The sequence below is a fragment of the Kitasatospora sp. MAA19 genome, from assembly GCF_029894125.1.
GTDB lineage: Bacteria > Actinomycetota > Actinomycetes > Streptomycetales > Streptomycetaceae > Kitasatospora.
Map to the genome: position 1 here is coordinate 197,579 of NZ_JARXYZ010000001.1, position 19,734 is coordinate 217,312.

Genomic DNA, 19,734 nt, shown 5'->3' on the forward strand with positions numbered 1-19,734 from the left:
GCCGGACACCGACGCAAGGAAAAGGAACAGGAGGGGGGACAGGAGATGCGCGTCACCCTGCTCACCGAGGGGACGTATCCGCACCAGCACGGCGGCGTGAGTGTCTGGTGCGACCAGCTCGTTCAGGGCATGCCGGACGTCGACTTCGACGTCATCGCCGTCACCGGTACCGGCCACGAACCACTGGCCTGGGAGCTGCCCGCCAACGTGCGGTCGGTCACGACCGCACCGCTGTGGGGCCCCGCCTCCGAGGCCGGGCCGCCCCGCGGCAAGGAGATGCGGCGCTTCCTCAACGCGTACGAGCGCTTCCTGCACTCCGTCCTCGATCCGGTCTACACCACTCACTTCGGCACCGAGCTGTACGGCTTCGCCGACCTCGCCCGGCGCGGGCTGCTCAGCCCGGCGCTGCGCAGCGAGCGGGCCCTGCGCACCCTCCAGCACGTCTGGACCCGCGACTACCTGCCCACGGCCGTCTCCCGGCCGACCATGCACGACGCCCTGAACGCCACCGACCTGCTGGAGCACGCCCTGCGGCCGCTCTCGGTCGAACCGCCCAAGGACGGCGTCGCGCACGCCGCCAGCGGCGGCCTGGCCACCCTGCCGGGGCTGATCGCCGCACAGCAGTACGGCGTACCGTTTCTGCTGACCGAACACGGCATCTACCTGCGCGAGCGCTACCTCGGCTACCGCACCGGCCCGTACCGCTGGCCGGTCAAGGCGCTGCTGCTCGGCTTCTACCGGATGCTCGCCGAGGAGAGCTACCGGCAGGCCGCGCTGGTCACCCCCGGCAACCGGTACAACCGGCGCTGGGAGGAGCGCGGCGGCACGCCGTCCGCGCACATCCGCACCGTCTACAACGGCGTGGACCCGGCGGCCTTCCCGCCCGCCGGGCCCGAGCCCGAGACGCCGACCCTCAGCTGGGCCGGCCGGGTCGACCCGATCAAGGACCTGGAGACGCTGATCCGGGCCTTCGCCATCGTCCACCGTGAGATCCCCGAGGCGCGGCTGCGGCTCTTCGGTGGAACTCCCAAGGGCGGCGAGGCCTACCGGGACGGCTGCATAGCCCTGGCCGCCGAGCTCGGCATCGCCGAATCGGTGGCCTTCGAGGGCCGCGTCGCCGACATCACCGACGCGTACGCGGCGGGCAACGTGGTCATGCTCTCCAGCATCAGCGAGGGCTTCCCGTTCACCCTGATCGAGGCGATGTCCTGCGGCCGCTCGACCGTCTCGACTGACGTCGGCGGCGTCCGCGAGGCCGTCGGCGACACCGGGCTCGTCGTCCCGCCCCGCGAACCCGAGCCGATGGCGGCCGCCGCGATCGAGCTGCTGCGCGACGCCGAGCGGCGCGCCCGGCTCGGTGAGCAGGCCCGGCTGCGGGTCATCGAGCAGTTCACGCTCCGCCAGAACATCGACGGCTTCCGGGGCATCTACACCGAACTCCTCGGCACCGCCCGCTGGATGCCGGACGGCGTGATGGCCGTCACCGACCAGTCCCCCGCCCCGGACTGGGACCAGCAGCTCGCCGCCGCCAGCCCGCAGCCGAGCGAGGTGGGAGCGTGAGCGGGCCCCTGCGCCTCGTGCCGGACGAGGGCGGCTCCGAGCGGACGATGCAGCTGCGCACCCTGCCGCTCAAGCGCCGCCGCCCCGCCGGGCCGGCCCAGCCCGAGCCCGAGCCCGAGGAGCAGCTCGACCTCTCCGCGGACCCGCTGGACGAGCTCGCCGAGCGGCTGCACGACATCTGCGCCGACGCCGTCCACCCGTACGAGATCGCCGCGTTCCTGGAGTCCGACGGCCTCTCCGACGAGCAGGCCGCCCTGCTCTACGGCCGGCCCGACTCGTTCACCCTCGCCGAGGAGCTGTTCGAGAAGGTCGAGCGCCGCTACCCCGGCCCGAGCTCCGAGTTCGCCAACCCGTGGCGGGCCGACCCCTGGCGCTGCGTGGTGCGCGGCCTGGTGTTCGCCCTGCCCGGGCTCGGCTACCTGCTCGGCGCCAACCTGTTCGCGGCCACCCGGATGCGCTTCGGCCTGCCCTCCGGCATGCTCGCGCTGTCCGTCGCGACGCTGGTCAGCTGGGGCTTCAACCAGGCGCTGGCGCACCGCTCGTATCGCTGGCTCGGCCGGCTGCGGCGCCGGGAGGCCGCGATCTGCCTGGCCGTCGGGGCGCCGCTCGGCGCGCTGGTCGCGTCCGCGGCCGCCTACGTGGTCGGCGGGCCGCTGGGCGCGCTCTGGTTCGCCGCCGGGCAGTCCCTCTACCTGGGCGCGGCCACCGTCCTGCTGGTGCTCGGGCGGGAGAAGTTCCTGCTGCTGGCCCTGGCCCCGGCCTCGGTGGGTGCGGGCGTGGTGCTGGCCACGGACGTCCCCCCGGTCGTACGGACGGTCGTGCTGCTCGTCTCGCTGGTGCTGGCGGTCGGCCTGGCCGCGCGGGAGCTGCTGTTCTGCGTCCGCGGCGGCGAGAAGGAGTCCGTCGCGATGAGGCTGCCGATCCGCCAGGAGATCCCGCACCTGCTGTTCGGCCTGGCCTGCGGCGCCCTCACGCTGATCGCCGGCCTCGGCGAGACCATCCACCAGGCGGTGCAGACCGGCGCCGCGCACGACGCGAAGGCCACCCCGACCGGGCCGGCCATGATCGCGCTGACGCTCAGTCTCGGCCTCGCCGAGTGGCTGCTCTTCCGCTACCGGGCGATGGCCGTGGCCGCGCTGCGCACCAGTCACACCAGCGGCCAGTTCACCCGCCGCACCGGCGGGATCCTGCTCGGCTGCCTGTTCATCTACCTCACCACCGTGGCCGCGCTGGACGCCGCCGCGACCGTGCTGTGGCCCGGCGCCCCCGCGCTCGGCGTGCCGCAGCTCGGCGCGATGCTGCTCCTCGGCGGCTCGCTCTGGCTGGCGCTGCTGCTGAACGCCTTCGGGTTCAGCTGGAGCACCGCCCTCATCTGTCTGGCCGCCGCGGGTGCCGAGAGCACCGGGCTGCTGACCGGTGTGGATCCGATCGTCCTGCAGCTGACCGGCTGCGGGGCGGCCGCGCTTCTCCTCACCGCCATCGCCGGGCCCGTGCTCGGCCGCACCACCCAGCACCGCTGAACACCGAAATCACGCACGCCCACATCGCGTGCACCGCAGGACCCGCTCCACCTGAACAGCACTTCACCTGAACAACGCTCCACCTGAACATGCTTCACGGCACAGCTGAACCACCACCGGCCGGTCACCACCGAGAGTCCGGCTGTTCCCAAAATCGAGAGAGCGAATCACGCATGAGCAGCGTCGCGGTCACCGGAGCCGAGGGCTTCATCGGCTCCCACCTCGTCGAAACCCTGGTCGCCGACGGGCACCACGTCCGGGCGATGGTCCAGTACAACTCCTTCTCCTCCTTCGGCTGGCTGGAGACCCTGTCCAAGGAGGTGCTGGAGTCGGTCGAGATCGTCCTCGGCGACGTCCGGGACCCGGGCTCGGTCAACGGCCTGGTCAAGGGCACCGAGGCGGTCTACCACCTGGCCGCCCTGATCGCCATCCCGTACTCGTACCGGGCCCCGCACTCCTACGTCGACACCAACGTCACCGGCACCCTGAACGTGCTGGAGGCGGTCCGCCACCAGGAGATCCCGCGCCTGGTGCACACCTCCACCAGCGAGACGTACGGCACCGCGCAGACCGTGCCGATCACCGAGGACCACCCGATCAACACCCAGTCCCCGTACGCCGCCTCCAAGGCCGGCGGGGACCGGCTGGCCGACAGCTACCACGCCAGCTTCGAGACCCCGGTCGTCACCCTGCGCCCGTTCAACACCTTCGGCCCGCGTCAGTCGATGCGCGCCGTCATCCCGACCGTGATCGCCCAGCTCGCGGCCGGCGAGACCGAGATCACCCTCGGCGACCTGCGCCCGACCCGCGACTTCATGTTCGTCAAGGACACCGCCCACGCCTTCCGCACGGTCGGCACCGCACCCGCCGAGACCGTGGTCGGCCGGACCTTCAACGCCGGCACCGGCGGCGAGATCTCGGTCGGCGACCTGGTCACCCTGGTCGGCAAGCTGATGGACGTGGACGTCGTGGTGAAGGAGGACGAGCAGCGCATCCGTCCGACCAACTCCGAGGTCATGCGCCTGGTCGCGGACGCCACCCGGCTGCGCGAGGCCACCGGCTGGGCCCCGCAGTTCACCCTGGAGCAGGGTCTGGAGCAGACCATCGAGTTCTTCCGCGACCCGGCCAACCTGGCCCGCTACAAGACGGACATCTACAACGTCTGACCGCCGTACCGATCATGCCCGTCCTGGTAACCAAGGTTCGTGTCCTGCACATCCTTTCCGTGGGGGAAACACCATGCATGCAGTGATCCTGGCCGGCGGTAAGGGCGTCCGTCTCCGCCCGTACACCACCGCGCTCCCCAAGCCGCTCGTCCCGATCGGCGACCAGCACGCGATCCTGGAGATCGTGATGCGCCAGCTCGCCGCCGCGGGCTTCAAGACCGTCACCCTGGCCATCGGCCACCTCGGCCACATCATCCGCGCGTACGTCGGCAACGGCTCCCAGTGGGGGCTGCGGGTCGGCTACGCCGTCGAGGACAGCCCGCTCGGCACCATGGGCCCGCTGCTCACCATGCAGGACCGCCTGCCGGAGCACTTCCTGGTGATGAACGGCGACATCCTGACCGACCTGGACTTCGCCGGGGTGCTCAAGCACCACGAGGCGTCCGGGGCACCGCTCACCATCGCCACCTACGCCCGCCAGGTGAAGATCGACTTCGGCGTGCTGACCACCGAGTCCGGCACCATCACCGGCTTCCAGGAGAAGCCGAGCATCGACTACCGCGTCTCGATGGGCGTGTACGGCGTCTCGCGCTCGGCGCTCGCCAAGTACACCCCCGGCCTGCCGCTCGGCTTCGACGAGCTGGTGCTGGACCTGCTCGCCGCCAAGACCCCGCCCGCCGCCTACGACTTCGGCGGCTACTGGCTGGACATCGGCCGCCCGGACGACTACGACCGGGCGAACGCCGAGTTCTCCTCCATCCGCCCGGTGCTGATGCCCTTCGAGTCGGCCGACGCCGTCCCGGGCGTGGCGGAGCTGCCGATCCCGGCCGCCCGCACCGCCCCGGACGACACGGCCGAGGTGCCCGCCGCAGCCGGTGCCCAGAGCGACGGACGGGCCGCGTGAGAATCCTGCTCCTCGGCGGCGACGGCTTCCTCGGCCGCCACGCCACCGCCGTCCTGCGGTCACTGCCCGGTGCCACCGTGCTGACCGCGGGCCGGCGGCCCGCCCACGACCTGCGGCTGGACCTGGCCACCGTCCAGGCCGGCCCGCTCGGCGAGGAACTGGCCGCGCTGGCCCCCGACGTGGTGGTCAACTTCGCCGGCGCGGTGGCCGGCAGCGCGGTCAAGCTCGCCGAGGTGAACGCGCGCGGTCCGGCCGTGCTCTGCGAGGCGCTGCAGCTCGGCGCCCCGAAGTCCCGGCTGGTGCACATCGGTTCGGCCGGCGAGTACGGCGTCTGTCCGGCGGGCAGCTCGCTGTCCGAGGACTCCGACGCCCGCCCGGTCGGCGTGTACGGCGCGACCAAGCTGGCCGGCTCCCTCGCGGTGGCCGGCTCGGCGCTGGACGCGGTGGTCCTGCGGGTGTTCAACCCGGTCGGCCCGGGGGCCCCGGTGGGCTCGCTGCCCGGCCGGCTGGCCGCCGAGCTGCGCCGGGTGGCGCCCGAGGGCGCCGACGGCGTGATCACGGTCGGCGACCTCTCCGCCTACCGCGACTTCGTCGACGCCCGGGACATCGCCCGCGCGGTCGGCCTGGCCGCCGCCGCGGACCGTCCGCTCCCCCGGGTGCTCAACCTCGCCTCCGGGCAGGCCCGGCAGGTCCGGGCGATCGCGGACGGGCTGGTCGCCGCGGCCGGCTTCACCGGCCGGATCGACGAGAGCGGGGCGGGCTCCGAGCGCTCGGCCGCGGTCTCCTGGCAGCAGGCCGACGTGTCGGCCGCCGCCCGGGAGCTCGGTTGGCACCCGGAGACGGACCTCGCCGACACCCTGCGCGACCTGTGGCTCGACACCGCCGAGCCCGCTACCCACCCGGTCGTCGCATGACCGGCGGGATCATCCCCGACGGCCGCCTGCTGGTGCCGCTGTACGTCCACCCCGCGGTGGACCCGGCGGCCTGGCAGGCGGTCGCCGCCGCCGACCCCGGACGGATCGCCGCCGTCGTGCTCAACCTCGCCGACGGGCCGGGCGAGAACCCGGACAACGTCTTCGCCGAGGCCGCCGACCAACTCCGCGCGGCCGGCCTGCCGTTGGTCGGCTACGCCGACACCGACTACGGCCGCCGACCGCACGCGGCCGTGGTCGCCGACATCCTGACGTACCGTCAACGCCACGACATCACCGGCGTCTACCTCGACCAGGTGACCACTCACCCGGGCGCGCTGGCGCACTACCGGCGACTGGCCACGGCCGCCCGCGCGGCCGGCTGCGGCACCGTGATCTTCGGACACGGCGAGCACCCGGACCCGGGGTACGCCGAAGTCGGCCTGGCCGACCTGCTGGTCACCTTCGAGGGCGACTGGGACACGTACCGCGCGATGACGCTCCCGATGTGGACCGGCCGCCACGCGGCCTCCCGCTTCTGCCACCTGGTGTACGACGTCCCGGCCGAGTACGCCGAGGACGCCACCGCGCTGATCGCCGCCCGCCGGGCCGGCGTCGGCTGCGCCGTACCGGGCGCCGGGGAGAACCCCTGGCGCACCCTGCCCTACGGCCTGACCGCCGCTGAACTGACCTGACCCGATCCGGAGTTCGACTACCGTGAACCGCCGTACCCGGCTCCTGCCGGCCGCCATCGCCCTCGCCGCCGCCATGCTGGCGACCTCGTGCAGCAGCTCGGGCTCAGACGACGACAACGGCTCCTCGGCCGACGGCTCGCCGAGCAGCCCGCCCGCGGCCACCGCCCCGACCACCCCGGACGGCGGCACCACCCCGGCCACCCCGCCGGACACCGGCACCGCGACCGCCACCCCCGGCACCCCCAGTGCCCCCGGCCCGCCCACCGCGCCCGGCGCCTCCACGCCCCCGGGCGCCACCCCCGCCCCGGGCACCCCGGGCGGCACCACCGCCCCGCCGCCGGCCGGCGCCCGCTGGCAGCCCACCCCGGGCCTCGCCTGGCAGTGGCAGCTCGGCGGCACCGTCGACCAGTCGGTGGACGTCCCGGTCTACGACATCGACGGCTTCGAGAACGACGCCTCGGTGGTGGCCGCGCTGCACGCCAAGGGACGCAAGGTGATCTGCTACATCAACGCCGGGTCCTGGGAGAACTTCCGCCCCGACTCCGCCACCTTCGCCAAGTCCCTGCAGGGCTCCGACACCGGCTGGAAGGGCGAGAAGTGGTTCGACATCCGCAAGCTCGACCAGCTCAAGCCACTGATGGCGGCCCGCTTCGACATGTGCAAGAGCAAGGGCTTCGACGCCATCGAGCCGGACACCATCGAGGCCTACAACCAGAACAGCGGCTTCCCGCTGACGCCTGACGACCAGCTCAGGTACAACCGCATGCTGGCCCAGCTCGCGCACGAGCGCGGCCTGGCCATCGGTCTAAAGAACGACCTCGACCAGATCCCGGCGCTGCTGCCGGACTTCGACTTCGCGGTCAACGAGGAGTGCTCGCAGTTCGACGAGTGCGACCGGGTCGCGCCGTTCGTCAAGGCGGGCAAGGCGGTGTTCCACGTCGAGTACAAGCTCGACACGAACCAGTTCTGTGCCAAGGCCAAGTCGCTCGGCTTCAGTTCGATGCAGAAGAAACTCGACCTGAACGCCTGGCGCAAGCCCTGCTGAGCGCCCACGCGCCGGTTTCCGTCGCGCGGGTGACCCTCGTCCGGGTCACCCGCGCGAGGATCACTTGACCGCCAGCCAGATGACGCCGCCCACCACGGCCAGCACGATGACGGCGACCAGCGCGATCACGCCGGTGCGGTTACCGCCACCGCTGCTGCGGCCGTAGGTGGAGACGGAGCCCGGAGCCTGCGGAGCCGGAGTCTCGTCGACGAACGCCCGGAACATCTGAGTGCTGCCGGCGGGGTCGTAGTCGTTGTCAGCCATGGCACGGACTCTAACGAATCCGCCCACCTCAGGGACACCCCGGACCCCTCCCCGGCAGGCCCCACCACCCGGCCGTGCAACGGCACTACGGCAAGCGCGTGGAGTCCGCCCGACGCGCGGAATGCCGCGCGGCGTGATCCGGTTTACTGCGACCATGACCGGAAACCACAGCGACGCCCCGGGCCGGGTCCGCCTCGGCGCCTCCGACCTGTCCGTCTTCCCGCTCTCCCTCGGCGGCAACGTCTTCGGCTGGACGGCCGACGAGCAGCAGTCCTTCGCCGTCCTGGACGCCTACGCGGCGGCCGGCGGCAACTTCGTCGACACCGCCGACGTCTACTCCGCCTGGGTTCCCGGCAACACCGGCGGCGAGTCCGAGACCATCATCGGCAACTGGCTGCGCAGCCGCGGCAACCGCGAGGACGTCGTGGTCGCCACCAAGGTCGGCCTGCACCCCGAGGCCCGCGGCCTGAGCGCGGCCAACATCAAGGCCTCGGCCGAGGGTTCGCTGCGCCGCCTGGGCGTCGAGCGGATCGACCTGTACTACACCCACCAGGACGACGACACCCCGGTCGAGGAGTTCGTCACCGCGCTGGACGAGCTGGTCCGCGAGGGCAAGGTCGGCGCCGTCGCCGCCTCCAACATCGGCGCCGAGCGGCTGGCCGCGGCGCTCGCCTTCGCCGATCGCGAGGGCCTGGCCAAGTACGTCGCCGTCCAGCCGCACTACAACCTGGTCTCGCGCGGCACCTTCGAGGGCCCGCTGGCCGACGTGGTCGCCGAACACGGCCTCGCCACCGTCCCGTACTACGCGCTCGCCTCCGGCTTCCTCACCGGCAAGTACCGCCCCGGCGGCCCCGGCGTCGACAGCGCACGCGCCGAGGGCGCCGCCCGCTACCTGGACGACCCGCGCGGCCCCAAGGTGCTGGAGGCCCTGGACACCGTCGCCGAGCAGCACGGCGTCGCCCCCGCCACGGTCGCCCTCGCCTGGCTGGCCACCCGCCCGACGGTCGTCGCCCCCATCGCCAGCGCCCGCACCGTCGACCAGCTCCCGCCCCTGCTGGCCGCCCCCGCCCTCCGCCTCACCCCCGAGCAGACCACCCTGCTCGACACCGCCTCCGCCTGACCCCACCACCCCCCGCAGGCTGCGAACCCGCCCCCACCCGGCCCCCGTTCGCAGCCTGCACCCGTTTCCCGCCGAACGTGAGGCGGCGAACCCCGTGGTGGAGCAGGACGCACTCCGGGTCTTCGCCACGCGCTCGGCCGAGCTCCACGGCTGCACCGACCTGAAACTCCCCTGACCGACACGCGGGCCCCCGGCGGATCACACCCGCCGGGGGCCCGAGCCATGAACCGTGATCCGCGCTACGGCCGCCCGAAGTGGGTCGGGTAGTAGCCCGAGTTGAGCGTGGAGACCCGGACCGTCTTGCCCGGCCGCGGCGCCTCCACGAACGTGCCGCCACCCAGGTAGATCCCCACGTGGTGGATCCCCGAGGCCCGGCCGCTGTCCGACCAGAACACCAGGTCACCGCGGCGCAGCTGCCCCGCACTGATCGGCGTGGTGGCCGCGTACTGGTCGTCGGCCACCCGCGGCAGGCTGATCCCGCTGCGCCGGTAGGCCTGCTGGACCAGCCCCGAGCAGTCGTAGCCGGACGGACCGTTGCCGCCCCAGACGTACGGCTTGCCCAGCTGGGCGAGCGCGTAGCCGATGGCCGACTCCATACTGCCGGAGGCCGACTCCTCGTCCGTGGACAGCCTGGCCGCGGTCCGGGCGGGAGCCGGGTCCGACTCGCCGCCGGACTGGCCGGTACGGCTGACGTAGACGTCGTAGTGGCTGGTCCACCGCCACTCGCCGCTGCCGCTCTTGAACCAGTACTTCGACCCGTCCCAGCCCTGGCGCAGCCCGGAGGACGAGGCCGAGCCGTTGGACACGGCGGCCGCCTTGACACTGGAACCGCTGGAGCCGCCCGAACCGCCGGACTGGCCGGTGCGGTTCGCATAGACGTCGTAGTGGCTGGTCCACCGCCACTCGCCGCTGCCGCTCTTGAACCAGTACTTCGACCCGTCCCAGCCCTGCTTCCCGGCCGCGGCGTGCGCGGATCCGGCACCGGCCGTCAGGCCGACCACGCCGGCGCCCGCCAGCACGGTGGTGGCCAGGCAGGTACTTCGCACGGCGCGGTGTATCCGGCTGCCGCCGGCCGCCGTCGCGGGGCGGGCGGCGCGCGGCCGGGCCGCGCAGTTCGGGCAGCCGCAGCCCGCGATCGCGGGGATGCTGCCGGTGCTCTCCTCGAACCCGATCAGGTCCCGGCCAAGGGTGTCGAAACCGGCGTCGAAATCGGCGTCGAGGTCTGCGTCGACATCGAGGTCGAGACCGGGCTCGGCGTACGCGCCGGTGGCTATCCTCATGCGGGTCGTCCTTCCTTCCGCCCGGCCCGGGCGGCCGGGGGCGGTACCGAGGCGGCCACTCCGGCCGGGGCGACGAAGGCGACCAGCAACTGCTCCATCAGCGCGCTGCGGGCGGCCTCGTCCAGTTCGTGGGCGGTGGCGCGCTCCAGGCGTCGGACGGCGAGCGCCGCCGCCTCGACCGCGTCGTCCACCAGCACCGTCCGCAGACCGGCGTCCAGGTCGGCCAGCCGGCGGCGGCGCATCGACTCGGCGACCTCGGGCGCGTAGTCCAGCGCCAGCGGCTGCGCCGAGTACACCTCCAGGCCCGCCGGGGCGACCTCGGCGGCCAGCGCCCTGGTCAGCTCGTCGGCGAACCACTGCCCGTCGCGCAGCGCGGGCCCGGGCGCCGCGTTGCTGTCGCACGGCAGGGTCGACGCGGTGCGGGTGAGCACGGCCTGGACCTGCTCGCGCAGGTAGCTCTCGTGGTCCTCGATCGCCATCAGCGCCCGCGCGGTGTCCTTGACCCGCCAGACGATCAGCAGCCGGACCACGATCGGCGTGCCGGTCCGATCGACCACCTTGACCAGTTCGCTGCGCCAGTGCCGCAGCCGCACGTCCACCCGGCGCCGGCGCAGCAGCGGGTTGACCCACACCAGGCCGGTGCGGCGGACGGTGCCCCGGTAGCGGCCCCAACGGGTCAGCACCCGGGTCTCACCGCCGGCGTTGGCCAGCAGCCCGGCGAGCGCGAACACCGCGAGCAGGCTGGTCGCGCTGACCGCGGCGATCGACTCGGCGTCCGCCTCGGCCCGGCCGCTCGCCTGGGCGGCGGCGCTGCGCAGGTCGGGCAGGACGTCCCAGTACGGGATGACGCCGTCGCGCAGCATCATCAGCAGCACGCCGGCCACACCGACCAGCACCACCAGCAGGGCGATCCAGCCCGGCAGGAAACTGGCACCGTACTCGCGCAGCGCCTGGTCGGCGCGCGGGGGGCGGCGGGAGGTGGCGGCGGCAGGAGCGCCGACCGGGGTGGCCTCGGGGATCTCGGCGGTCTCCGACGCGGCCTTCTCCAGCGGGTCGCGCAGGTCGGCGGCGCCGACGGCCGGGCCGGGGACGACGGCCAGCGGGGTGGTCACCGGGCCGCCGTCGGCCGGGCCGATCGACTTGGCCGTCTTGACCGCCGCGGCCTTGACCAGCGGGCTGGCGCCGGAGGCGGAACGTTCCGGCAGAGCCGGAGGGAGCGCCTTGGGCAGGTTGTCGGGTCGCTGCGAAGAATCGCGGGTGACGTCCATGCACGGATCCTCGGGGTCGGTGTGTCGCGCAACGGGCGGCCCGGATCTGACGGGCAGTGCCAGAGTCAGGCTAAGTTCATACGTCATCAAATGCGACATTTAAGGTGAGGTGTGTCGACATTTACTGACGTATCGTCCGAATCTGACCTGACGCGCAGACACATGCGCGGATGGTCGGGATGGTTCGGCGCGGGTCAGCGCCGCCGAGCACCGGGCCCCCAGGTGAACACCCGACGGGTGATCAGCCCGATCCCGGTGAGCACCAGCAGGCCCCCGGCGAGCCCGTCGCGCCAGCCGCTCGCGGCGGCCCGTTCGGACGCCGCGGGCGGGGCCTCCACAGGGGCACCCGCGGGCGACACACTCGGCGGCGGCAACGGCAACGGCCGGGCGTTGTCCGCGGCGGACGCGGCCGGTTCAGCCGTCGGCGCCGGTGCCGGGGTGGAGGTCGAGGTCAAGGAGGTCGGGGTCGGGGTCGGGGTCGGGGTCGGGGTCGGAGACGACGCGGCGACACCGACGGCCGCCCGGGACGGACTGGCACCCGGGGATGGAACGGCACCGGGAGTCGTTGGGACGGAGAGAACGGGAACGGTCGGGGCTGCTGAAGTCGCAGGAGTAGCGGGTACCGACGCGGAGGGCACGGCCACCGCCGCCTGCGGCGGAGCCACCGCCGGGACGACGATCGGCAGCAGCCCCGCCGGCCCCGCCGTGAGCACCGGCGCATCGGGTGCCGCAGCCGGGCTCGGCGAGGCGACTACCGTCGCCGAACGCACGGGCGTGGGCGTGGGCGTGGGCGACGCCGCCAGACCGGACGGGGAGGCGGCCACCGGAGCGGGCGCACTGGCCGAGGGCACCACCGGCACCGCCACACCAGGACTCGGCACCGCGGGGACCGACACCGCCGGGCTGGGCACCGCGGGACTCGACACGGCCGGACTCGGCACCGCGGGACTCGACACAGCCGGTGCCGACACCGTAGGGCTGGGCAGCCCAGAACTCGGCGCCGTAGAGCTGGGCACCACCGGAGTCTGCACCGCGCCGCTTGGCACCGCCACGCTTGGCACCGGGCTCGGCGCCACCGGCGCTGGCACCACCGGCACCGCCACGCTCGGCACCGCCGGGCTCGGCGCCGACGCCGCGACGTGGACCGGCACCGCGTCCGCCTCCGCCCCGTTCCCCGCCAGGTCGGTCGCCGTGACGACGAGCCGCTGCTCACCGTCCGTCAGATCCCGGTTGGCGGTGCAGGTCCAGCTTCCGTCGAGGGCCGCCGTCGCCCCGCACAACACCGTCCGCTCGCCCGAGGCCGATGCCGATGCCGATGCCGATGCCGCCCCCGCCGAACCACCCGCCCGCGCCGTGACCAGCACCTTCGAGCCCGGCTCGGCCCGCCCGGTGAACTTCGGCCGGCTGACTCGCAGGGTCTCCCCGGCAACCGGCGCGCCGAGCACCGGCCTGTCCGGCGGAACGGTGTCGACGACCAGCGCGATCGCCTGCCCGGCCGTCCGGTTCCCGGCCGCGTCGATCGCGACGGGGGTGAGCAGGTGGCGCCCGTCCACCAGGTTCTCCACCGGCAGGCAGGACCACTGGCCGTCCGCCCGGACGGCGCTGCTGCACAGTTCGGCGGACTGGTCGGTGACCGAGACGATGCTGCCCGCCTCGCCGGTGCCGGTGAGCTGCAGCCCCGGGTCGTTGGTGTACTCCGGGAGGGTGAGGACGGGCGGGGCGGGCGGCGCCGTCTTCACGGTGACCCGGACGGGCTCGCCGCGCAGCACCACGCCACCACTGGTGATCTCGACCGGGGTGAGGGCGTGCGGGCCTGCGGTGAGCGCGCCATCCGGCCGACAGGACCAGTCGCCGCCGCGCTCGACCCGGGCCCGGCAGACGGTGGCTTCGCCGTCCCTGATCTCCACCGAGGCGCCGGCGACCGCGCCGGCGCCGTGGATCCGCGGGCGGGCGTCGGCGAGGGCAGCGCCGTCGACGGGTTCGGCGATCTCGGGCCGGGCGGCGCCGACGGTCATCTTGATCCGCTGGTCGGCGACCTGCCCGGAGTCGGCGAAGCCGCCGGAGGAGACGAGTTGGCCGGCGTCCCGGGCGATCCGCAACCGGGCCCAGGTGTCGCCCGAGGCGGCACCGGCCGGGACGGTCCACTCCAGGGTCGCGGTGTCGGCGCCGGCCGGGACCTCGGTCTGCACCCGCTCGGCGGGGTCGAAGCGCCCGTTGTGGTCGAAGTCGACCCAGCCGGCCAGGGTCGCGGGCTGGTCGTCCACCGCCACCGGGACGGTGACCCGGTAGTAGCGGCCGATCGCGGCCTCGGTCGGGAAGCCGATCGACGGGTCGGCGCCCTGGTACTCGCCGCGGCCGGGCTGGAGCTCGGGCGGCAGCGGGCTGGCGAAGACGCTGCGCCGACCGGCCCCGTGGTCGAGTTGGACCAGCGGCTCACCGTCCTGGCCGGCCGAGCCCGGGGCGGCGGCGGGCCTGGACCGGGCCCGCCGGGTCGCATTGCCGGCGTCGGCGCCGAGGAACAGGTCGGAGACCACGTGCGAGGTGTTGCCGTAGCCCTGCGGGGCGGTGCCGAGGTCCTCGTCGACGGTGACGGTGTAGGCCTGGCGCAGGACGGGCGGCGCGGTGGTGCTGCCGACCCGGGCGGTGGCGCGTTGCTCGACCCGGAAGACCGCGGTGCGCAGGGTCCCGGCGAGTTCCAGGGTGCCCTCGGCGGCGGAGCCGGCCGCGCCGTCGGAGCCGCCGTCGGCGCCGGCGGGCGCGAGGGTGTTGGCGTCGACCGTCCAGCCGGGCCAGTCGGTGCGGTTGACCAGGGTGGGGGCGGCGGGTGAGCCACCGGTGACGGTGAGCCTGGTCGCGGTGCTGGTGGTGCCGGATTTCCCGGTCGCGGTCGCGGCCATTCCGCTGAGGTGCAGCCGGGGATTCCGGACCGGTCGGGAGAATGTCAGCCGGAGTGTTCCGACGGTGCGCCAGGATCCGTCCGTCTGCGGACGCTTCTCGGTGACGCTGAAGGTCTGCGCAGGGTCTCCGGGGTGCATTCCGTCCGCGTACAGGCCTGCTGCGCGCCCCCTCCGGCGCGGTCGGCCAGTTCGCCGGCCTCGGCCGTCACCCCGGCGCCCGGGGAGACGGCGAATTCGAACTGGACGGAGAGGCCGGAGGGCAGGACCGCCCGGTGCTCCCCCGACCAGGCGTCAGGGGATTGCTGGGCCACCGAGAGTGGGGCGTTCCAGCCGGTCAGCAGCCCGGCCGCGAGGACGGCCAGGGCGGCGGCCGTGCGGGGAAACTGTCGGCTCATCCGGCTCTCCTTCGCAGTCGGCTGCCGGGGTGCCGGGCAGTCTTGGTACAAGATCCGACAAAAAGGAATCACGATCCTGAACCGGTCATACTGCGACACCTGCGCTTCTGGCCGTGTCCCACCCGATTGGCGGTCATCCGAGCGGCAGGACGGGATGTACCCGAAACAGATGCATTTCATCCATTAGGCCCGCAAACCCGGCATGAACCGGACGAGGCGTCCTACAACGGTTACCCGGGGTACGAGCGGCACGCGGGGTGCGAACGGCACGCGGGGTGCGAACGGCACGCGGGGTGCGCGGCGAGCCGAGCCCGGCCGCCGCCCGGCCGGAGGCCCGACCACCCGGACGGCCTCGGGGCCGGAAACGGGAGAAGCCCCCGGCCGGTGGCCGGGGGCTTCTCGCTGGTGCGCTCAGCAGGATTCGAACCTGCAACCTCTTGATCCGTAGTCAAGTGCTCTATCCGTTGAGCTATGAGCGCAAGGAACGGGCGAACCCGATCTTGCGGAGGTTTTGGTGCGCTCAGCAGGATTCGAACCTGCAACCTCTTGATCCGTAGTCAAGTGCTCTATCCGTTGAGCTATGAGCGCTCGCCCTGGTGAACAGTGCCAGCGGGGCGGTGCGGGGACAACATTACATGACCTGCGACGCGGGGCGAAATCGATTGCCCCGGGGCCCCCGGCCGACCCCCTGGAGCCGCCTTGGCGCCCGCGGTCGGCCACGGTCGCCCGCGGTCGGCCACCCGCCCGGAACCGGCCCCGAGATGCGGAAAGCCCCGCCGACGGGACCGTCGACGGGGCTTTCCGACTGGCGGAGGCTGAGGGATTTGAACCCTCGATGGGCTTTAAGACCCAAACCGCATTAGCAGTGCGGCGCCATAGACCGGACTAGGCGAAGCCTCCTCCACATGGACCACGCCCGCGTGAGCGGACCCGTTCCGTGTGCCTGAGATGATGCCACAACCGTGGGGCTCGGCACCAACCACCGCCCACGTTACTAGGCGGGTCGTCCCCGCCGCAAAGAAGAATGAGATACTGCCGTCTCCGGAGGAGCTGCCCTGAGCCGAGGAGACCTGTCGACGTGAGCAGCAGGCCGATCCGAGGCGCTGCTCGCCTCGCCGCCATACTCGACGCCCTGCCCGACGCGTTGTTGCTGGTGAACAGCAACGGCACCGTCGTGGACGCCAACAGCGCGGCCGTCCAGGCGCTCCAGGCGCCCGGCACCTCGCTGGTCGGCATGGGCGTACTCGACCTCCTGCCCGAGTTCGACCCCAGCCGGATCCCCGGCTCGATGCGCCCGGCAGCCCGCGACGGCGACGAGCCCGACCGCCCGGTCCGGATGACCGCCCGGCGCACCGACGGCACCAGCTTCCCGGTCGAGGTCTCCGGCAACGACTTCCCCGACGACGGCGTCGGCGAGGGCCGCGGCTACGGGCTCGCCCCGTACGACCCGTACCGCGAGCGCTCCCGCCCGTCCTCGCCGAGCGACCTGCTCCTGCTGCTGGTCCGCGACCTCTCCAGCCGGCTCGGCGTCGAGGCCGAGCTGCGCCGCCAGCACAAGCAGACCGAGATGATCCTGCGCGCCGCCGCCGAGGGCGTGCTCGGCGTCGACCTCGAAGGCCGCTGCGTGCTGGTCAACCCGGCCGCCGCGCACATCCTGGAGTACCGGGCGAGCGAACTGGGCGGGCGCGAGCTGCACCCGCTGATCCAGCACTCCCGGGCCGACGGCACCCCGCTGGCGCTGGAGGAGTCCGCGCTGCTGGACACCCTGACCTCCGGGCGCAAGCACCGGGTGCGCGGCACCGTGCTGTGGCGCAAGGACGGCCGCCCGGTCACCGTCGACCTCACCACCGCCCCGGTCCGGGACGGCGACCAGCTGGTCGGCGCGGTGATGACCTTCACCGACCGCAGCCGCGAACTCGCCCTGATCGCCCGCAACGAGCACCTCACCGCCGTACTGGAGAGCGAGCTCGGGGGCGCGCTGACCGCGCTGAACCAGCGGCTGGACGCGCTCGCCGCCGACCCGGCCGGGCAGCTGTGGCCCGAGGCCAACTGGACGCTGCGCCGGCTCGCCGACGAGTGCCGCCGGTACGGCCGGCTGATCGAGGGCGTGCTCGCGCACCAGCGCTCCGAGGCCGGCGAGGCCGCCCCGGCGGACGGTAAGGACGACAAGGCCGGCACGGACACCGAGGACGGCAAGGCCGGTCGCCGGCCGACCGAGCGGCGGGTGCCGGTCGGCCTGGACAAGGTGGTCCGCCGGGCCGTCGAGGAGGCTGGCGAACTGGTCGGCCCGGGCCGGGTGCGGTTCTCGGTGCACGCCGCCGCCGTCGAGGTGATCGCCGACGAACGCCGGCTCGCCCAGGCGCTGGCCCACCTCGTCGCCGACGTCAGCGGCGTCGGCCTCGCGCTGGACGCCCCCAAGGCCCCCTCCCCCGGCCTCAGCGCCCCCGGCGCGCCGGCCGCGCTGCCGTCCCCCGGCGAACCACCCACCGTCGTCCTGGCCGCCGCCCAGCGCGGCGAGGTCGCCCGGGTCGAGATCCGCGGCCCCGGTCTCGGCGGCAGCCCCGTCCACCTGCCGATAGCCCGCGCGGTGGTCGAGCGCCACGGTGGCGTGCTCCAGCCGCACGAGCTGCCCGGCAAGGCCGGCACCACGTACGTCGTCGAGCTGCCGCTGGACCCGGCCGCCGCGAAGGCCGCCGCCGAGCGCGCGGCCGCCGAGGGCCGCTCCGACCGGCCCAAGGAGGGCGACAGCGCCGTCCTGCCCGACCTGCCGGGCATCCCGCAGCTGCCCAGCAGCGACGAGGCCGCCGAGTCGGAGGCCGACGGCGGCGAGCAGCCGGGCCGTGAAGCCCCGGCCCCGGAGGCGGAGCGCGCCCCCGCCGCGGAGCCCGTCGCCGAACGCCGCGGCCGCCGTGGCCGACCCGCCGCCGAGACCCCGGCCCCCGCCTCCCCCGCCGTCCCCGCCGACCAGTGGCCGAACGCCCCGGCCCGGATCGAGCGGGCCGTCCCCGAACAGTGGAACGGCACCGGCAACGACCCCGCGTACGGGCGCCAGGGCCTGGCCGGCCCGGACGGCGTGCAGCGCGACCCCTGGGGCAAGGACGACGGCCGCTCCGGCCCGGCCTACGCCGTACCCGTCGGGGGCGAGCGCCCGCAGCCGAACCGGACCGGCGGGCGCGAACCGCTCGCGCTCGGCCCCGGCACCGGCGGCGCCCCGGCGGGCGGCACGCCGGCGGGCGGCACGCCGACCGCGGAAGGCGCCCCGGCGGGCGGCACGCCGGCGGGCGGCACGCCGGCGGGCGGCACGCCGGCGGGCGGCACGCCGACCGCGGAAGGCGCCCCGGCGGGCGGCACGCCGACCGCGGAAGGCGCCCCGGCCGCCGACGGCGAGACCAAGCCCCGCAGACGCCGCGCCCTGCCCGCCACCGAGGACTCCTCCGGCGGCTTCGCCCTGCCCGGCGTCGCCGACACCCCGGTGTACCCCGGCCTGGAGCACGCCCTGCCGGCCTCTCCGGCGCCCGCACCCACCGAGCCCGCCGCCGCGCCGACCGGCCGCCGCCGCCGTCTGGCCGTGCCGCCCGGCCCCGGCCCGGAGGCCCCGGCCGGGCCGTCCGCTCCGGACGCCCAGCCGGCCCAGCCCGTCCGGAGCGGCCAGGACGCCCCCGGCGGCCCCGCCGCGCTGGAGTCGGCCCGCCCCGCGCTGCCCGCCGCCGAGGACCCGTCCGGCCCGCGCCCGGTCGGCACCGGCCTCGCCGAACTCGCCCCGCCGCGCCCGCTCGGCGGCTCGCCGGTGCCCGCCGTCGCACCGCAGCCGCCCGTCCCGGCCGAGGCCAGGACCGCCCCGCGCCCGATGGCCGAACTGCCCCCCGCCACCGGCGACCGGGCCGGCACCGAGCAGCCGCAGGTCGCGACCGGCACGACCGGCGAGGACGGCGGCACCCGCCGGCTGCTGGTCTGGCCCGAGCCCGACCCGGCCACCCGGCAGGCCCTCCAGGAACGCGGCTACCGTCCGGTGATCGTCCGCTCCCGCGAGGAGGTGGACGCCCAGGCCGGCGGCTTCCCCGCGGCGCTCTTCGTCGACCCGCTGACCAGCCCGATCACCCGCACCGCGCTGCAGTCGCTGCGCACCGCCGCGCTCAACAGCCGCATCCCGGTGCTGGTCACCGCCGGCCTCGGCCAGGCCACCCGGGACGCCGCGTACGGCGCCGACCCGGCCGTGCTGCTGCGTGCCCTCGCGCCGCGCGACGGCGAGCACCACGCCCCGCGCGTCCTGCTGGTCGAAGGCGACCCGGACATCGCCGCCGCCATGATCAGCAGCCTGGAGCGGCGCGGCATGCACGTCGAGCACGCGGTGGACGAGAACGACGCCGTCGCCCGGGCCAGCAGCGTGCAGCCCAACCTGGTGGTGATGGACCTGCTCCAGATCCGCCGCCGCCGGGTCGGTCTGCTGGACTGGCTGCGCGCCAACGACCGGCTGCACCGCACCCCGCTGGTGGTCTACACCTCGGTGGACCTCGACCCGCGCGAACTGCCCCGGCTGCGCACCGGCGAGACGGTGCTGTTCCTCGCCGAGCGCTCCACCAGCGCGGACGTCCAGTCCCGGATCGTCGACCTGCTCGGGCGGATCGGCGCGATGGGTGAGGCGGGCGTCGCCGCGGCGGGCTGAGCACGTCCGAGGGCCGGTCACCCCGTTCCAGCGGGGTGACCGGCCC

13 protein-coding genes, 3 tRNA genes and 1 pseudogene are annotated in these 19,734 nt (G+C 74.4%); 9 read left to right on the forward strand and 8 right to left on the reverse strand.

Going from position 1 to position 19,734, the window contains the following annotated elements; translation table 11 throughout:
• The first annotated feature begins 45 nt into the window (after nt 1-45).
• From pelF to P3T27_RS00920, 7 genes and pseudogenes are all read left to right on the forward strand, one after another.
• A complete protein-coding gene (gene pelF / locus P3T27_RS00890) occupies nt 46-1,560 on the forward strand; it encodes a GT4 family glycosyltransferase PelF (protein ID WP_280673611.1) in 1,515 nt (504 codons plus the stop codon).
• A complete protein-coding gene (locus P3T27_RS00895) occupies nt 1,557-3,080 on the forward strand; it encodes a hypothetical protein (RefSeq protein ID WP_280673613.1) in 1,524 nt (507 codons plus the stop codon). The genes pelF and P3T27_RS00895 overlap by 4 nt, the downstream gene beginning before the upstream one ends.
• A gap of 173 nt (nt 3,081-3,253) precedes the next feature.
• Nucleotides 3,254-4,246, forward strand: a complete 993-nt coding sequence (locus P3T27_RS00900; protein WP_280673614.1) for an SDR family NAD(P)-dependent oxidoreductase — start codon at nt 3,254-3,256, stop codon at nt 4,244-4,246.
• A 73-nt stretch (nt 4,247-4,319) separates the two neighbouring features.
• A pseudogene (locus P3T27_RS00905) lies at nt 4,320-5,021 on the forward strand (sugar phosphate nucleotidyltransferase); the annotation flags it as partial.
• A 125-nt stretch (nt 5,022-5,146) separates the two neighbouring features.
• On the forward strand, nt 5,147-6,064 hold the full coding sequence (locus P3T27_RS00910) for an NAD(P)-dependent oxidoreductase (RefSeq protein ID WP_280673616.1): 918 nt from the start codon (nt 5,147-5,149) through the stop codon (nt 6,062-6,064).
• A complete protein-coding gene (locus P3T27_RS00915) occupies nt 6,061-6,756 on the forward strand; it encodes a spherulation-specific family 4 protein (protein ID WP_280673618.1) in 696 nt (231 codons plus the stop codon). The genes P3T27_RS00910 and P3T27_RS00915 overlap by 4 nt, the downstream gene beginning before the upstream one ends.
• A gap of 73 nt (nt 6,757-6,829) precedes the next feature.
• Nucleotides 6,830-7,801, forward strand: coding sequence for an endo alpha-1,4 polygalactosaminidase (locus P3T27_RS00920; RefSeq protein WP_280674094.1), 972 nt, complete (start codon nt 6,830-6,832; stop codon nt 7,799-7,801).
• A gap of 60 nt (nt 7,802-7,861) precedes the next feature.
• Here P3T27_RS00920 and P3T27_RS00925 read toward each other — a convergent pair whose 3' ends face one another.
• Nucleotides 7,862-8,065: a hypothetical protein gene (locus P3T27_RS00925; RefSeq protein ID WP_280673620.1), complete on the reverse strand. Its 204-nt coding sequence runs from the start codon at nt 8,063-8,065 to the stop codon at nt 7,862-7,864.
• 154 nt (nt 8,066-8,219) lie between these two features.
• Between P3T27_RS00925 and P3T27_RS00930 the strand changes: the two genes are divergently transcribed.
• Nucleotides 8,220-9,185: an aldo/keto reductase gene (locus P3T27_RS00930; protein ID WP_280673622.1), complete on the forward strand. Its 966-nt coding sequence runs from the start codon at nt 8,220-8,222 to the stop codon at nt 9,183-9,185.
• A gap of 239 nt (nt 9,186-9,424) precedes the next feature.
• Here P3T27_RS00930 and P3T27_RS00935 read toward each other — a convergent pair whose 3' ends face one another.
• The 7 genes from P3T27_RS00935 to P3T27_RS00965 form a co-directional block, all read right to left on the reverse strand.
• Nucleotides 9,425-10,465: a C40 family peptidase gene (locus P3T27_RS00935; protein WP_280673624.1), complete on the reverse strand. Its 1,041-nt coding sequence runs from the start codon at nt 10,463-10,465 to the stop codon at nt 9,425-9,427.
• Complete coding sequence (locus tag P3T27_RS00940) at nt 10,462-11,733, reverse strand: SPFH domain-containing protein (RefSeq protein ID WP_280673626.1); 1,272 nt, start codon at nt 11,731-11,733, stop codon at nt 10,462-10,464. Before P3T27_RS00940 ends, P3T27_RS00935 begins: the two co-directional genes overlap by 4 nt.
• Nucleotides 11,734-11,927: 194 nt before the next feature.
• On the reverse strand, nt 11,928-14,630 hold the full coding sequence (locus P3T27_RS00945; protein ID WP_280673628.1) for an Ig-like domain-containing protein: 2,703 nt from the start codon (nt 14,628-14,630) through the stop codon (nt 11,928-11,930).
• 44 nt (nt 14,631-14,674) lie between these two features.
• Entirely contained in the window at nt 14,675-15,025 is a 351-nt protein-coding gene (locus P3T27_RS00950; RefSeq protein WP_280673632.1) for a hypothetical protein, read from the reverse strand.
• Between the two features lie 403 nt (nt 15,026-15,428).
• Nucleotides 15,429-15,504: transfer RNA gene (locus P3T27_RS00955), tRNA-Arg, on the reverse strand.
• A 33-nt stretch (nt 15,505-15,537) separates the two neighbouring features.
• Nucleotides 15,538-15,613 (reverse strand) — tRNA-Arg (locus P3T27_RS00960).
• A 218-nt stretch (nt 15,614-15,831) separates the two neighbouring features.
• Nucleotides 15,832-15,925: transfer RNA gene (locus P3T27_RS00965), tRNA-Ser, on the reverse strand.
• A 178-nt stretch (nt 15,926-16,103) separates the two neighbouring features.
• On the opposite strand from P3T27_RS00965, the gene P3T27_RS00970 reads away from it, so the two are divergent.
• Complete coding sequence (locus tag P3T27_RS00970) at nt 16,104-19,688, forward strand: PAS domain-containing protein (protein WP_280673635.1); 3,585 nt, start codon at nt 16,104-16,106, stop codon at nt 19,686-19,688.
• Nucleotides 19,689-19,734: the final 46 nt, after the last annotated feature.

Excerpts from the sequence above, each read along its gene's own strand:
- pelF (WP_280673611.1), top strand. The coding sequence starts at position 46 with ATGCGCGTCACCCTGCTCACCGAGGGGACGTATCCGCACCAGCACGGC.
- P3T27_RS00900 (WP_280673614.1), top strand. The coding sequence starts at position 3,254 with ATGAGCAGCGTCGCGGTCACCGGAGCCGAGGGCTTCATCGGCTCCCAC.
- P3T27_RS00915 (WP_280673618.1), top strand. The coding sequence starts at position 6,061 with ATGACCGGCGGGATCATCCCCGACGGCCGCCTGCTGGTGCCGCTGTAC.
- P3T27_RS00920 (WP_280674094.1), top strand. The coding sequence starts at position 6,830 with ATGCTGGCGACCTCGTGCAGCAGCTCGGGCTCAGACGACGACAACGGC.
- P3T27_RS00925 (WP_280673620.1), bottom strand. The coding sequence starts at position 8,065 with ATGGCTGACAACGACTACGACCCCGCCGGCAGCACTCAGATGTTCCGG.
- P3T27_RS00930 (WP_280673622.1), top strand. The coding sequence starts at position 8,220 with ATGACCGGAAACCACAGCGACGCCCCGGGCCGGGTCCGCCTCGGCGCC.
- P3T27_RS00935 (WP_280673624.1), bottom strand. The coding sequence starts at position 10,465 with ATGAGGATAGCCACCGGCGCGTACGCCGAGCCCGGTCTCGACCTCGAT.
- P3T27_RS00940 (WP_280673626.1), bottom strand. The coding sequence starts at position 11,733 with ATGGACGTCACCCGCGATTCTTCGCAGCGACCCGACAACCTGCCCAAG.
- P3T27_RS00945 (WP_280673628.1), bottom strand. The coding sequence starts at position 14,630 with ATGGCCGCGACCGCGACCGGGAAATCCGGCACCACCAGCACCGCGACC.
- P3T27_RS00950 (WP_280673632.1), bottom strand. The coding sequence starts at position 15,025 with ATGAGCCGACAGTTTCCCCGCACGGCCGCCGCCCTGGCCGTCCTCGCG.